Source organism: Bradyrhizobium sp. NP1, from assembly GCF_030378205.1.
Classification (GTDB): domain Bacteria; phylum Pseudomonadota; class Alphaproteobacteria; order Rhizobiales; family Xanthobacteraceae; genus Bradyrhizobium.
In genome coordinates, this window is record NZ_CP127385.1 from 6,782,797 (window position 1) to 6,795,498 (window position 12,702).

General features: G+C 61.4%; 14 protein-coding genes, 1 tRNA gene and 1 pseudogene. 6 read left to right on the forward strand and 10 right to left on the reverse strand.

Annotated elements, in window-relative coordinates:
• Positions 1 to 108: 108 nt before the first annotated feature.
• The gene (locus QOU61_RS32765) at positions 109 to 729 is read right to left on the reverse strand and encodes a general stress protein (RefSeq protein WP_289655312.1); all 621 of its coding nucleotides are present in this window, start codon (positions 727 to 729) and stop codon (positions 109 to 111) included.
• Positions 730 to 741: 12 nt separating this feature from the next.
• The gene (locus tag QOU61_RS32770) at positions 742 to 1,059 is read right to left on the reverse strand and encodes a hypothetical protein (protein ID WP_289655313.1); all 318 of its coding nucleotides are present in this window, start codon (positions 1,057 to 1,059) and stop codon (positions 742 to 744) included.
• 301 nt (positions 1,060 to 1,360) lie between these two features.
• Between QOU61_RS32770 and QOU61_RS32775 the strand changes: the two genes are divergently transcribed.
• Positions 1,361 to 1,546 (forward strand): hypothetical protein, encoded by a 186-nt coding sequence (locus QOU61_RS32775; protein ID WP_289655314.1) that lies wholly within the window; start codon positions 1,361 to 1,363, stop codon positions 1,544 to 1,546.
• 223 nt (positions 1,547 to 1,769) lie between these two features.
• Positions 1,770 to 1,976 (forward strand): dodecin, encoded by a 207-nt coding sequence (locus tag QOU61_RS32780; RefSeq protein ID WP_289662002.1) that lies wholly within the window; start codon positions 1,770 to 1,772, stop codon positions 1,974 to 1,976.
• Positions 1,977 to 2,128: 152 nt separating this feature from the next.
• Here the strand turns inward: QOU61_RS32780 and QOU61_RS32785 are convergent.
• Positions 2,129 to 2,310, reverse strand: a pseudogene (locus QOU61_RS32785) (adenylate/guanylate cyclase domain-containing protein); the annotation flags it as partial.
• A 250-nt stretch (positions 2,311 to 2,560) separates the two neighbouring features.
• On the opposite strand from QOU61_RS32785, the gene QOU61_RS32790 reads away from it, so the two are divergent.
• Positions 2,561 to 2,734: a hypothetical protein gene (locus QOU61_RS32790; RefSeq protein WP_289655315.1), complete on the forward strand. Its 174-nt coding sequence runs from the start codon at positions 2,561 to 2,563 to the stop codon at positions 2,732 to 2,734.
• A gap of 383 nt (positions 2,735 to 3,117) precedes the next feature.
• Here QOU61_RS32790 and QOU61_RS32795 read toward each other — a convergent pair whose 3' ends face one another.
• The 3 genes from QOU61_RS32795 to QOU61_RS32805 all read right to left on the reverse strand — a co-directional run bounded on the left by QOU61_RS32795 (position 3,118) and on the right by QOU61_RS32805 (position 5,706).
• The gene (locus QOU61_RS32795) at positions 3,118 to 3,906 is read right to left on the reverse strand and encodes an acid phosphatase (protein ID WP_289655316.1); all 789 of its coding nucleotides are present in this window, start codon (positions 3,904 to 3,906) and stop codon (positions 3,118 to 3,120) included.
• A 266-nt stretch (positions 3,907 to 4,172) separates the two neighbouring features.
• Positions 4,173 to 4,523: an HdeA/HdeB family chaperone gene (locus tag QOU61_RS32800; protein ID WP_289655317.1), complete on the reverse strand. Its 351-nt coding sequence runs from the start codon at positions 4,521 to 4,523 to the stop codon at positions 4,173 to 4,175.
• A gap of 148 nt (positions 4,524 to 4,671) precedes the next feature.
• A complete protein-coding gene (locus QOU61_RS32805; RefSeq protein WP_289655318.1) occupies positions 4,672 to 5,706 on the reverse strand; it encodes a DUF1254 domain-containing protein in 1,035 nt (344 codons plus the stop codon).
• Positions 5,707 to 6,037: 331 nt separating this feature from the next.
• Between QOU61_RS32805 and QOU61_RS32810 the strand changes: the two genes are divergently transcribed.
• A complete protein-coding gene (locus tag QOU61_RS32810) occupies positions 6,038 to 7,075 on the forward strand; it encodes an AraC family transcriptional regulator (protein WP_289655319.1) in 1,038 nt (345 codons plus the stop codon).
• Positions 7,076 to 7,231: 156 nt separating this feature from the next.
• On the opposite strand, the gene QOU61_RS32815 is transcribed toward QOU61_RS32810, so the two are convergent.
• A tRNA-Glu gene (locus QOU61_RS32815) sits at positions 7,232 to 7,306 on the reverse strand.
• Positions 7,307 to 7,752: 446 nt separating this feature from the next.
• On the reverse strand, positions 7,753 to 8,097 hold the full coding sequence (locus QOU61_RS32820) for a hypothetical protein (RefSeq protein ID WP_289655320.1): 345 nt from the start codon (positions 8,095 to 8,097) through the stop codon (positions 7,753 to 7,755).
• A gap of 148 nt (positions 8,098 to 8,245) precedes the next feature.
• On the opposite strand from QOU61_RS32820, the gene QOU61_RS32825 reads away from it, so the two are divergent.
• Together QOU61_RS32825 and rpoH are read left to right on the forward strand one after the other, a co-directional pair.
• Positions 8,246 to 9,271, forward strand: a complete 1,026-nt coding sequence (locus QOU61_RS32825; RefSeq protein WP_289655321.1) for an RluA family pseudouridine synthase — start codon at positions 8,246 to 8,248, stop codon at positions 9,269 to 9,271.
• A 216-nt stretch (positions 9,272 to 9,487) separates the two neighbouring features.
• Positions 9,488 to 10,387: an RNA polymerase sigma factor RpoH gene (gene rpoH, locus QOU61_RS32830; RefSeq protein WP_289655322.1), complete on the forward strand. Its 900-nt coding sequence runs from the start codon at positions 9,488 to 9,490 to the stop codon at positions 10,385 to 10,387.
• A gap of 267 nt (positions 10,388 to 10,654) precedes the next feature.
• On the opposite strand, the gene QOU61_RS32835 is transcribed toward rpoH, so the two are convergent.
• Positions 10,655 to 11,299 carry a peptidoglycan recognition protein family protein gene (locus QOU61_RS32835; protein WP_502876851.1) on the reverse strand — a complete coding sequence of 215 codons (645 nt, stop codon included), beginning with the start codon at positions 11,297 to 11,299 and terminating at the stop codon, positions 10,655 to 10,657.
• A gap of 19 nt (positions 11,300 to 11,318) precedes the next feature.
• Positions 11,319 to 12,533 (reverse strand): GGDEF domain-containing protein, encoded by a 1,215-nt coding sequence (locus QOU61_RS32840; RefSeq protein ID WP_289655323.1) that lies wholly within the window; start codon positions 12,531 to 12,533, stop codon positions 11,319 to 11,321.
• Between the last annotated feature and the right edge of the window lie 169 nt (positions 12,534 to 12,702).

Here is a 12,702-nt window from a genome sequence, read left to right on the forward strand (position 1 = left end):
ATGGTATATGGATGTCGCGGAGAACCTTTCAAGCGGGGGGTCCCACTCGCAAGTGGGTTTTATTCTCGACCGGGGAAAAGAAGCGGCCCGCCGAAGCGGGCCGTTTCCTTAGCGAAGGGCGCCACCGTATCGCTGCCGCTCCTTGCGAACCTCCTCCGCGCCGTAGGGTTTGCTGGCGGGGTCGAACGATTTCCAGCCAGCCTTTTGCCAGGCCGCACTCCGGTCACGCAGATTGATGGCAGACTGGTTCAACATTGAATCGAGGCGGGATCGATCCGTGTCAGCCACTCGTGCCGACACCAGCGTGCCGCCACGACGGACGCCCTCGGCATAGGAGTGAGCATCCTCTGCCGAAACGCCAGCCTCCGTGAGCGCTCCGACGATCCCGCCGGTAGCTGCTCCTGCGGCAGCGCCAACCGCGGTCGCGACCAGCCAACCGGCTGCCACAACGGGACCGAGGCCGGGGATCGCCAACAAGCCGAGCCCGGCAAGAAGGCCGGCAGTGCCACCTACGCCCGCGCCAATGCCGGCGCCTTTGCCAGCACCCTCGGCGCGATCGTCGACGCCATCGCGGTCGCGATCCACCTTCTTGTCGGTGTTGAACCAGCTGTCTGAATTATTGGCGACTATGCTGATGTCCGAGTGCGGCACGCCCGCAGATTCGAGGCGTCGAACAGCCTGCTGAGCGTCATTGTGATTGTCGTAAAGACGAGAAATTGTAACGGTCATGCTAAACTTTCCTTACTTGGCGGTATTAACGTTGCCTTGAAAATCGACGCTTACCGCAGTGGCGGACCCGCCCTTGCTGGCTTCGCCGCGCCAGACACCATTGTCGTCCTTCTTCAATTCGGTGACGTTGGTGTAGCCCGCATCCTCGATCTTCGACTTGGCTTGTCCTTCGGTGAAACTGTTGCGACCAGCGACGGGAGCGTTGGAGTTGTTTTTACCGGGGCTATTGACCGCGCTGTTGTTCGGCCCCGACTGCGCCGGCGGATTTTGTGCCGAAGCCGTGGTAGCCGCCAATAATCCAATGCAAATGAACAGAAGTGAGCGTTTCATAGTTGTCTCCAGAGTACAGGTGCGAGCTCAATCTCTCGCCGCCGCGTTAGTTCCTCGACCTGCGACGTTAAGTGGATTTCCAATCGCCAAATAATTCCTTGGCCCCGGCAGTCATCGACCACATTTGAGAGCCGCTGGTGCCGTTGGCGCGCATGTTTTCGGAAGCCGACGAATCCCTTTCGGAGCCTGCGGCGGCTACGGGCCGCTCGCGTGCGCGGACGCGATCAGCATTGCGGTGCACTCCAGGTCCGGTGCGGCTAGCTCCGGATTGAGCTAGAATGCCGCTTTGGCGAGACTCGCCATGCGTGTTCTCGGTCTTGCTCTCATCGCCGTCGGCCTCACCGTTATCTGCGGCGCGCTCATCTTGCGGCTTCGGACGTCGATGACAGCGGAGGAAGAAAAAACAGAATCCCACGAAGACGTGGAGACTGGAATGGCAGACTTGTTGCGGCGGCTTAACGAGAGCGACGAGGATCCCTCCAGATAAACAACGCGCCGATTGGCTCGCATCTTCGAGTGATTTGCCGACGGGCAAAATGCACGGGCGGAGAGATTCGTATCAAGGACTGTGGCCCGAAGAATTCCAGTAGCGAACGCGAAGAAAGGTCCGCAAAAGAGCATATGGAACCTACAGCAATTGGACCCGTTTCACTCAAAAAGTTTTTCAAACAACCCACAAATGGAGCTTCGTCATGCCCGCTACTACTGAAATGAAGGACCATGTTTATAAGATCTTAGAACTCGTAGGATCTTCCGAAGACAGTATCGAGGGTGCCATTCAGAATGCCATTTCGCGTGCGTCGAAGACCATACGCGAGATGAAATGGTTTGAAGTCGTGCAGACTAGAGGTCACATCGAGAATGGATCTGTTCGCCACTACCAAGTCACATTGCGCGTCGGATTTACGCTCGAGTAATAGCCTCGGGCCGAACGGAAATCGCCATTCGAGCGCGCTACGATCTACCAGAGCCGGATTAGCAACCACCGAAACCGACATTCGCCGTTAGCGGCCGCTTGTCGAGGTCGCACGCCTTGGGGCGGCCCGGCACCTGGCGGTAGATCGGCCATTCAGCCGTGATATGCAAACAGCTCGATTGGGTCGTTGAAGCCGCGCACGGGATATTCGCCGACGCGTTCGAGATCGAAATCGCTTTCGACCAAGTCGGCGAACTCGCGGGAGAGCAGCACCGTCTTGCCCGCTGTTTGGTGAGGGTTTCGAGACGCGAGGCCATGTTGACCGCAGGACCGATCTTCGCCGAGCTGCCCGCTAGTGCGGACGGGGCTACGCCGAGACGATGGCGCCATGAGGTCCCTGCGAGGTGATGCGAGGGGACATCGTGATCTTCGCTGAAGGTGACGAGAGCCAGGCTCTGTCATTCCATTTGCGCACCGACGACAGCGCATTCATTTAATCAAGTCGGCCTCACGAAAGCTTGCCTGAGACAACGCAGCGGGCCGCCTATATCAAAACTATTCGCTTAACATGTTATGGAGGCTCGCTTGGACCCAGATGAAGCGGAAGCAATGTTGCTCCTGATACCCTTGATGTGGGCCTCCAAGATGTTCAGAGCGCACATGGAGTTCGTCGCTGAAATAGAGACCATGCAGGTTGATCTGGACGAGCTGCTTAAGGCCGCTCTGCGCGAACGCGCTGAGCGAAACAAGACGCACTGATGACGACAGTGACAATCATATTCTTGATGGTGCTGGCTACGGCGGCCGCATGCGTGGCTATTGTGTTCTTGATGTAACTTAACCCCACGAGGAAGTAGAAGGGGCTTGCAGCTGCGGCGCCGCCTCGCGTCTCTTGAAGATGATTGGCTTTGCCGACGGGCTCGATGGATGCAAGACCCGAATTGTATCTGACGAAACAATCATGAGGAAACGTTGCGGCTCTATTCCTCCACCGAGCAGGGTTGGGGATTGCTCGCTGGAGGTACGCTTAAGGAGCCCGAGGACTGCGCGACCCCGAAAATGCGGGGATGACAACTGGCGCGCCACTCAGAATAAAACTGCGAACTGTTATATTATTGAAATTGTTATCTAATCCAGCCCGCTCATTGCTGGGACAAGGCTGCGGCCTCGGCAGCACAATCCGTCATCGAAGCTGAAGGCGTCGCCTTGGCCGCACTCACTTCCGCCTCCGCCGCCTTGAGATCAGCAAGAAAGGCCGGATCAGTCTGCAACCGTGCCACGGTGGCCGCTCCCATGATGCGCCCTGCATCGACGTCGCTCTGCCAATGAGCGTTGCAAATCACCCGGCTCTGGCCGAAGGCGAGGCCACGCCTGAACAGCTCGTTCGAGCGCTCGGGATTGATCTGCGAGAAAACCAGCGCCCATCCCCACCCGGCAGCAGTATGTCCGGAGGGGTAGGAGCCGTCCCCGCGTAGGATCGCTTCCTGATCCGTCCTGCACGTCGCTTCGTCATGGACGACGAAGGGCCGAATGCGATTATACTTGTTCTTCACACCGTAGGTGGAAAGACCGAAGTCGGACAACACCTTCTGCATCATGGCATAGAGCCGAGGGGTCTGCGTTTCGTTGATCTTGATACCCATCGCGCAGGAAAAGTTGTCTGCCGCCTGTGGGAAGGCCAGATCGGCGTCGGTGATAGCAAGCTTCCAGCGCTCGGTGCCCCGCAGCGGGATAGTCGCCTTGCGTGCTTCTTCGTCTTTGGCCAAAGCCGCCGAACCCCTCTCAGGGGGCGGACCCAGCAGGACCAAACTGTTCGGCAATTCCGCCGGTTTCAGATAACCGGGTGCGATCTTGAAATGAGGGTCAGTGACGTTCGGCTTAGCTTCGCTTGATTGCGCGAGAGCCTGTCCGCAAATCGGGAGCAGCAGCAAGATGGACGCACCTGCGGATCGAACCAAGTTTACAGTCACGGATTCCTCAATCATTCAATAGCGCCGAGATCATCAAGCGGCCGGGATTCCTTGCATGCGGGTCCCAACCATCTGGCCGAGGCGCCATTAAAGGTGAGTGAGAGCCGCTGGACCGCGTTGAATTTCGAGCTAGTTGTTCAGGTTGCAGAACCGGATGCCGCCAAACGCTCGCATCCTCGTCAGCCCGGCAGAGAGCAGGCGCCCGATCGCGCAGATCACGCTCGTGTTTACGGCTTCATCTTGATTCCCGCCGTAGCCCGCATGTCCTTGAAGACAACAGCGATCGCCTCGATAATCTTTTTGTTCGGATTGGCTTTGCAATACACGATCACCTCGTGCTCGGCCTCTTTCGCCCGCTTGATGTTGATCAAGTGCTTGCGAGCGAGGCCATTGTACCAGCCGCTGTACCAGGTGGTGAGCAAGTCCGCATCTTGCTGCCATGTGCCTGCGAGCTGAGCGCACGTCAGTTTCTGAACGTCCAAATACCCGTTGGCGTCGGCGTAGGCGCTTAGATCAGTCTGCGCGCGGGCCATCGACGTGAAGCCGATGACCGCTGCGATGATCAGTGTTCTGAACATGATAGCTCCGATTCCGTTTACGGATGATCAGGAAGGGAATAGAAAGCCGAGCCGATATCGACTCAGGAGAAGCGGACGGCGCGGGCTCGCGTGACAGCGAGAGGCGACGAAACCGATGTCTCTTCCTCGAAAGCCAATCCTTTTGGGCTTAGATCAAGGGCTTCGCGTCCGGGAGTTTCCACTTGCCGCTGGCAAGGGGTTGCTCCGGCCGATAAAGCCGGACGGTGTAGTTCCAGCCTTCAACGATCGGCAGACAGTTCGGGATCTTGCCGTCACAGCCGCCGAACTGGACGGTCACCGACCCGTCGGCATTCTTCTTCGCGGTGATGTCGTTGATCGAATAGGCATTGTATTCGTTTTTCTCGAAGAAGCCCTTCGCGTTGTACACGCTGACCGACCAGAACTCCTTCACCGGCACAGTCTTCGGCATATTGAAGGTGTAGACCGTCTTGCCGTCGTTCTTCGCAGGCGTGAAGCTTACGTAGATGGCGTCCTTGTCCGGAATGCCGCCCCATCCGGCAGCGGTGCCGATCAGGTGCTGGATCGGATCGACCTGGCCACGGGCGCCAAAAGAACCGCGAAACGACGTCTGGAACTTTGCCAATCCGAGCAGCGCATTGCGGACGTCCGTCAGGCTCCCTTCATCCCAGTTTGGAAGGTCGAGCTTGCCTGTTGCCTTCTGGCTGACCTTGATGGCGTCCTGAAGCTTGTGGACCTCGCCGAGATCCTTCGGATCGTTGGGATCAACCAGCGTCCTGATAGCGACGAAGGCATATCGAGTGCCAACCGATTTCTGCGTCAGCGTAACCGGCTTCGTGCCGTAAGCGACGATTGGCAGGTAGTGATCCTGATCGACGACCATCATCGACATGTAGCGCTTGCCCGTGTCAGGCAGCGAGAGCGTTACCGGCCCGCCGGCAAGATCAAACACAGCAAACGAATAGAGCGTATCCCGGTTCATGCGAATGACCGTCTGCTTGTCGATCGATACTGGCTCCCGGGAGTGCTGAAACTTGCCGAGCCCGCCTACGGCCTTTGCATTCGCCACGAGGTAATGGTCGGTCTCAGCGCGGGCGAAATTGTCAACGGTGACCGGCATTTTGCCGCCTGGCGCCTGGGCAAATGCACCACATATCGGTGCAACTGAAGCAAATGCGAGACTGATCCCAACCGAGCGGAGCATGGACATACCTCTTCATTCAAAGCCGTGCTGAGTAGCGGCGTGGGAACATTCCGCACGGCGTGGCACGGGACAACTCAAATGCGATCTAACCAATCACCGTCTGATCGGCATCCGAGCTCTGCTCTGATCCTTTTGAGAATAGGCAGATCGCCAGTCTTGCCATTTCGCGCCAATCGCTAGCGACCGCGCTATCTGCAGGTGAATTATTACCACTGTGCACCTGCGATTGCTTTTGACGCGAACCGCTGCGCTTCAAGAACGGCATGTGCCGGCAACAGAACGGCCAAATTCTCGATGCTCGCCAGTAGCGAATCCGGCGAAACTCTGGCTGATGAAATGCACCACCTATGGTCGTGGCGAGATTCCAATGGCTAACATCCCTTTAACGCGCTGCCAGTTTCTTCTTCCTTTCGTTGGGATTCTTGATGAGATCGGTGCGCCGACGAGTTCGCTTCTGGAAAAATTTCGGCTTCCGTCGTCTCTCGAAGCAAAGAGCGATCTCTACGTCCCGCTACTGCCGGCAATCCGCTTCATGGAAGCCGCCCAGAGAAGCCAGGGTATTGAAGAATTCGGATTTCTGGCCAGTCAGCGGATGCATTTTTCCCATCTGAGAGAGAAAACTCGGGCCTTGATCGCTCACTCCCCGACACTGCTCGTTGCGCTGCGGCACGCCTGCAGGTGGGCGTCGCGGGAGGATACAATTCTGAGCATGTGGATCGAACACGATGACGATCACATACGGATTTGCAGCAGGCTCGTCGGGACAGCCGGGCTCCTGCATCTGGAGCACGCGCAATGGATCCAGAACATTTGTGCCATATATATCGTCCGGCAATTCGCAGGGCTGGACTGGATGCCGGCGACGATCTCCTTTGAAGCTCGCTACACGCCGAGTTTGGCGACGCAATCCCTCTGGCCAAATGTACGATTCCTGTCGGGCCAGCCTGCGGCTTGGATCGACGTGCCGGTCTCGTACCTGAGTCTATCTAATCCTTCGAACGAAGTAAGCCCTTTGCCGCACGATGACGAGGATGGCCCTTCTGGCTATGACATCGTTGAATTGGTTAAATTGATGCTGCCGTCCTATCTGGACGAAAGAATTCCAGCCGTTGCTGAAGTCGCGGAGATGGCGAGGGTCAGCACGCGTAGCTTTCAACGCAAGCTATCGCACGTCGGCCTTACGTATTCAGATCTACTCGACACTGTCCGATATGAGAACGCGAGTAAGCTTTTGCGTGACACTGACTCCAAGATTATCGAAATCGCGATTTCTTCCGGCTACACGGATCCGGCACACTTCAGTCGCGCCTTTCGCCGAATTGCCGGCGTTACGCCGCGAGGGTTTCGCGAGCAATCGCGGCTACGATAAGCGCCACCGACAAACGAACATCGCCAAGGGTCGCCTATGGGGCAGAACGCGAAACCCTCGACCTGGCTGCAACTCAGTTATCTGAAGAACGCGGAAGAGTACCACCGCGCCCACGAGCCGATATAGTTCGCAGTTTTGTTCTGAATGGTTGCAATTTGGCGCTCCCAAGGGGAATCGAACCCCTGTTTCAGCCTTGAGAGGGCCGCGTCCTAACCGCTAGACGATGGGAGCGTAAGGCTTACCGAATAGCCTCGAAATGCGTTTCCCGCAAGGCGGCTGGGGCCCACATGGCACCGACAGCACGGTTTTCTTGGACACTCTTAATTAGAATCCGGCCGACCCGAACCGGAAAGCCGCGGGCGGCCGCCTCACCGGGCGTTGACGAGTCCGCGGATGGGACGTGGATGCCCGGCGCAAGGCCGGCATGACGAGCCCCCCCCCCCCGACCTTCGCTTCGCTCCGGCGTCATTTGAAGAACGGCCGCCTGAAGGGCGGCCTATGCCTCCCACCGCTTCGCGGGGGGAGGGATAAGACGCGTCGGACCATGACGCAACCGTTCGCCCCCTCACCCGCGCCGGAGCCTGTCATCGGGCGCCCATTTGCGCGACCCGTTGGGCGCGATCCTCGGGTCAAGCCCGAGGACAAGCCTCTCCCCACCGGGGAGAGGTAAAGAGCCCTCACGGCTCCCGGGCGAATTTCAGCGTTCCCGCAGGCCTGAGCGTCTGGGCATCAAAGGTGCGGATCTCGGTACTGCCACCGACATCCAGCGTCACCACCAGCCGGTCGCCGGCCACCGCCGTCGAGACGATCCGGGCATTTTTGGGCAAGGTCGCGGTGATCTCCGTCGCGGCGGCGGCCCGGCCGGCACTTCCCTCGGAGCGGAAAAGGCGGTAGCCGACGGCGACCAGCACGGCCGCGACCGCGACCGCCGTGGTCAGGCTCGCGATCAGCATCATCCGCCGCACCCGCGCGAACAAGGCGGCCTGTTCGGGTGTCGGCTCGGGAAGCGCAGTTTCGGTCATAAAGGTCTCGTTGTTGGTGCCGCTGATCTGAAGCTCCTATCATGCCGCCGCGAACGCGTCCCAGGAACTTCAGATCGAAAAGCGGCACCAAAATCATGGATTTGCCGGTGCCCCTCGCTTTCCGAAGTTCGTGTAAGAATGTGCAGCAATGAGAGACGAACTTCGGAAAGCGGACACCGGGGGTGAGAAAAGGCTGGAGGTCACCGTCGCCGGCGACGAGGGATCGGCCCGGCTCGACCGCGTGCTGGCGCTGCGCTGCGAGGGCCTGTCGCGCTCGCGGCTGAAGGCGCTGATCCTCGCAGGCGCCGTGACGGTGAAGTCGGTCCCGGTCCGCGACCCCGCTTACCACGTCACGGCCGGCGATACGATCCTGATCGAGGTGCCCGAGGCTGCGCCGGCCGAGCCCGCCGGCGAGGCGATCGCGCTCGACATTACTTATGAGGATGCCGACATCATCGTTATCAACAAGCCGGCCGGCCTCGTGGTGCATCCGGCCGCCGGCCACGAGAGCGGCACGCTGGTGAATGCGCTGATCGCCCATTGCGGGGCGAGCCTGTCGGGGATCGGCGGGGTGCGCCGGCCGGGCATCGTGCACCGGCTCGACAAGGATACTTCGGGACTGATGGTGGTCGCCAAGAACGACCTCGCCCATCAGGGCCTCGCGGCGCAGTTCGCCGACCATGGCCGCACCGGCGCGATGCAGCGCGGCTACCTGGCGTTCGCCTGGGGCCTGCCGAACCGCCTCCGCGGCTCGGTCGACGCGCCGATCGACCGCCACCCGCATGCGCGCGATAAGATGGCGGTGCGCGAGGGCGGCCGCGAGGCCGTCACCCATTGGGAGATCCGCAGGAGCTTTGCCGGGCGCGACGGCAAGCCGGTCGCTTCACTGCTCGCCTGCCGGCTCGAGACCGGACGCACCCACCAGATCCGCGTCCATCTCGCTTATATCGGGCATCCGCTGCTGGGCGATGCCGTCTACGGCCCGCACTTCAAGACCAAGGCGAGCCAGCTCGGCGAGCAGGGTCGCGCTGCGCTGGAGGCGCTGGACCGGCAGGCCCTGCATGCCTATCTCCTGGTTCTGGAACACCCGCGCAGCGGGGAACTCATGCATTGGGAGGCGCCGCTGCCCCCCGAGCTCGCCCGCCTGGAGGGCACCCTGGAAGCGGCGGTTTGACGCAGGCCCCGGAAAAGCCGTGTTATGCCAGCAGGTTATGGCAGCCACACGGGGACGTGACGTCAGCAATCCTTCCCTATTAACCCCCGGATGGTGTATTGTTGCACCCGCGTTGAATACCCAACGCGGAACATCGCAGTCCGGCTGGCTTTAACCAAGCGCCGCCTGCCTGGCCCGCCGCTATCGGGGGCCTGAACCAAAGTGGAGGGCGCTAGAATGGCCCGCACAGCTTCGCTGCCGATTCTCAGTGGAGAATCCGGCCTTTCAAGATACCTCGCCGAGATCCGCAAGTTCCCGATGCTGGAACCCCAGCAGGAATACATGCTCGCCAAGCGTTGGCGCGAGCATGACGATCGCGACGCGGCACATCAACTCGTCACCAGCCACCTCCGGCTCGTGGCCAAGATCGCCATGGGCTATCGCGGCTACGGCCTGCCGATCTCCGAGGTCGTCTCGGAAGGCAATGTCGGCCTGATGCAGGCGGTCAAGCGATTCGAACCCGAGAAGGGCTTTCGTCTCGCCACCTACGCCATGTGGTGGATCAAGGCGTCGATACAAGAGTACATCCTGCGTTCCTGGTCGCTCGTGAAGATGGGCACCACCGCAAACCAGAAAAAGCTGTTCTTCAACCTGCGCAAGGCGAAGAGCCGCATCAACGCGCTGGACGAGGGTGACCTGCACCCCGACCAGGTGAAGACCATCGCCAAGCGGCTCGGCGTCACCGATCAGGACGTGATCGACATGAACCGCCGCCTGTCCGGCGACGCGTCGCTGAACGCGCCGATCCGGGACGATGGCGAAGCCGGCGAATGGCAGGACTGGCTGGTCGACAACTCGCCGAGCCAGGAAGCGCTGATGGCCGAGCACGAGGAGTTCGACCATCGCCGTAACGCGCTGCACGGCGCCATCAACGTGCTCAACCCGCGCGAACGCCGCATCTTCGAGGCGCGGCGCCTGGCGGACGAGCCTATGACGCTGGAAGACCTTGCCGCCGAGTTCGGCGTGTCGCGCGAGCGCGTGCGGCAGATCGAGGTCCGCGCCTTCGAGAAGGTGCAGTCGGCGGTCAAGGGCACCATCGCGCGGCAGGAAGCTGCCGCGCTCGAGGCAGCTCACTAATGGCATGATCCGAGAGCCGGAGGGCTTTCGGATCGGAACAGCAGGATCAGCGATTTCAAAGCCGGCGGCAACGCCGGCTTTTTTGTTGCCTCGTTTCGTGCTGCGCCGTTCCGGCTGACTTCGTCATGCCCGGCATGCAGTCAAGCCTGCGCAGACTGCGTAAACTTGTCTGCGGTGCCGGGCATCCACGTCTTCAGGATCTTGCGGGAACGGAAAGGCGTGGATGGCCGGGTCAAGCCCGGCCATGACGAATAGCGCGGCGCTCCCCTACTCCCCCCACTCCCGCGCCATGGTGGCGAGCGCGCAGCCCTCGCAATAGCGCGCGTCCTTGTAGTCGATCCAGTTGTGCGCATAGACGTGGTCGAGCGGAATGCCGTAACGCGCCCGCAACAGCTTCACCAGGATCCGCCACGCCGCGACCTGCGCCTCGGTGGGCGGACGGGTGACGTCGGGATAGTTGCCGGCGAACTCCACCCCGATCGAAGTGTCCTTGTTGGCCTGATGATAGGTCTGGCTGTTGTCGATATATTTGTTGTCGTTGCGGTTGGCGCCGTCGGTGTGGGTCGGGACCAGCGTTTCCGGCACCGCCCAATAGACCGTGCCGTCGGTCTCGACCCAGACCATGACGCCGCGCCGTGTCGGGTTCTTCGCCTGCTCGGCGGCGCCGCCGCGCGCCGAGCCTGCCGGCCCCTCGGTCTGGTGCACGATGATGTTGGTCCATCGGTGCGCCGTCGCGACGTCGCCCCAGGGCGCGAGCCACACGATCTTCAATCCGTCAATCCCGGGCGTGCCGGCCTGCCGCGCCAGCGCGTTCAGATCAGCGCCTTGCGCGAACATCTCCGCCGATAACGCAAGCGCGGCGCAGGCGATGATCAGGAACCAACATGTCGTGGAGAACAGACGGGCTTTCATAAAGCCTGTCTAGCATGCTTCACGCGCGCTTGCGCGCCGGCTCGGCCGCGCCCTGGTCGGGCGCCAGCGGCGGCGACGGGTCATAGACCGCGCAGCGGTTCTTGCCTTCCTTCTTGGCGGCGTAGAGCGCGTGGTCGGCCGCGGCGACCAGCCGGTCCGGGAAGTTGCCGACGTCGGCGCTCCATTGCGCCACGCCGATCGAGACCGCGATCGGGATGTCGTTGCCGACACAGGCTTCGGCGTCGGCGCGGCAGACGTCGAGGATGCGGCGCGCGATCATCGCGCCCTCGCGCAGCGTCGAGGACGGCAGCACGATGCAGAACTCGTCGCCGCCGGTGCGCGCCAGCATGTCGCCGGCCCTGAGCCGCGTCTGCGCCATCAGCGTGAAATGCTGCAGGCAGGCGTCGCCCGCGGCGTGACCATGGGTGTCGTTGATGCTCTTGAAGCCGTCGAGATCGATCACCAGGAGCGCGAACGGCTCGCCGGAGCGCCCCGAGCGCGCGCATTCCTCGGTGAGCCGCTGCAGAAGGTGGCGGCGGTTGCCGACCCCGGTGAGATCATCGAGCAGCGCGAGATCGGCGACCTCGCTGCGCAGCCGGTCGATGCCCATCAGCAGGAAGCCGAAATTCCAGGCCATCGACAGGAAGCCCAGCACCAGGATCAGCGGCGCCTGCAGCCCGTTGTAGGTCACCAGCGAGACATCGCCGCCGATATGCAGCAGCGCGCAGGTGGTGCGAAAGGCGTGAGAAGCGACCATCAGGATCGCGACCATGCTGGCGAGCCTGGCGCCGGGATTGGTGCGGCCGTGCTCGCGCCCCCACAGCAGCTTCACCGTCGCGGCGATGGGGATCGACTGGCCCACCGAATAGATCAGGATGCGGATCGGCATGTCGTCGACGACGACCAGGAAGAACAGGAGCCCGGCGCAGGTCAGCCCGACCGTCAGCGCCGCGCCACGCCAGGAGACCGGCTCGCCGTAGAAGCGGCGAACGCCCATCGCGATCAGGCAGCAGGCGAAGATCAACAGGCCACCGCCGACGACCAGCGGCAGGCGCGAGTCCACCACGCCGCGCAGCAGGGAAAGCGCCGCGCCGAGCGCGGCCATCAGCGGCGCCGCAGCCCAGAACCGCGCGGCTTCGAACTTGGGGTAGCTGCGGAGGACGTAGCCCCAGAGCAGGCTCAGCGCGAGGAAATTGATGACGAATACCGTCCACAGCGTCGGCACGTTCAGCATCGCGACTGCGGGAAAAGAAACACCCGCCCCCTCTGTCCGGTCGAACGGCCCGCCCCGGACCGCTGCCTTTCTTCTTGGGCGCCAACATGCAGCCGCGCCGCTTAACGGACTCTCAAGGCGAAAGCATCAATCGCGCCGTGGTTTTGAATTGATGAAGAGGCCGTTCGGC

Excerpts from the sequence above, each read along its gene's own strand:
- QOU61_RS32770 (WP_289655313.1), bottom strand. The coding sequence starts at position 1,059 with ATGAAACGCTCACTTCTGTTCATTTGCATTGGATTATTGGCGGCTACC.
- QOU61_RS32825 (WP_289655321.1), top strand. The coding sequence starts at position 8,246 with ATGAGAGACGAACTTCGGAAAGCGGACACCGGGGGTGAGAAAAGGCTG.
- QOU61_RS32820 (WP_289655320.1), bottom strand. The coding sequence starts at position 8,097 with ATGACCGAAACTGCGCTTCCCGAGCCGACACCCGAACAGGCCGCCTTG.
- rpoH (WP_289655322.1), top strand. The coding sequence starts at position 9,488 with ATGGCCCGCACAGCTTCGCTGCCGATTCTCAGTGGAGAATCCGGCCTT.
- QOU61_RS32775 (WP_289655314.1), top strand. The coding sequence starts at position 1,361 with ATGCGTGTTCTCGGTCTTGCTCTCATCGCCGTCGGCCTCACCGTTATC.
- QOU61_RS32840 (WP_289655323.1), bottom strand. The coding sequence starts at position 12,533 with ATGCTGAACGTGCCGACGCTGTGGACGGTATTCGTCATCAATTTCCTC.
- QOU61_RS32800 (WP_289655317.1), bottom strand. The coding sequence starts at position 4,523 with ATGTTCAGAACACTGATCATCGCAGCGGTCATCGGCTTCACGTCGATG.
- QOU61_RS32835 (WP_502876851.1), bottom strand. The coding sequence starts at position 11,299 with ATGAAAGCCCGTCTGTTCTCCACGACATGTTGGTTCCTGATCATCGCC.
- QOU61_RS32765 (WP_289655312.1), bottom strand. The coding sequence starts at position 729 with ATGACCGTTACAATTTCTCGTCTTTACGACAATCACAATGACGCTCAG.
- QOU61_RS32810 (WP_289655319.1), top strand. The coding sequence starts at position 6,038 with ATGAAATGCACCACCTATGGTCGTGGCGAGATTCCAATGGCTAACATC.
- QOU61_RS32805 (WP_289655318.1), bottom strand. The coding sequence starts at position 5,706 with ATGCTCCGCTCGGTTGGGATCAGTCTCGCATTTGCTTCAGTTGCACCG.
- QOU61_RS32780 (WP_289662002.1), top strand. The coding sequence starts at position 1,770 with ATGAAGGACCATGTTTATAAGATCTTAGAACTCGTAGGATCTTCCGAA.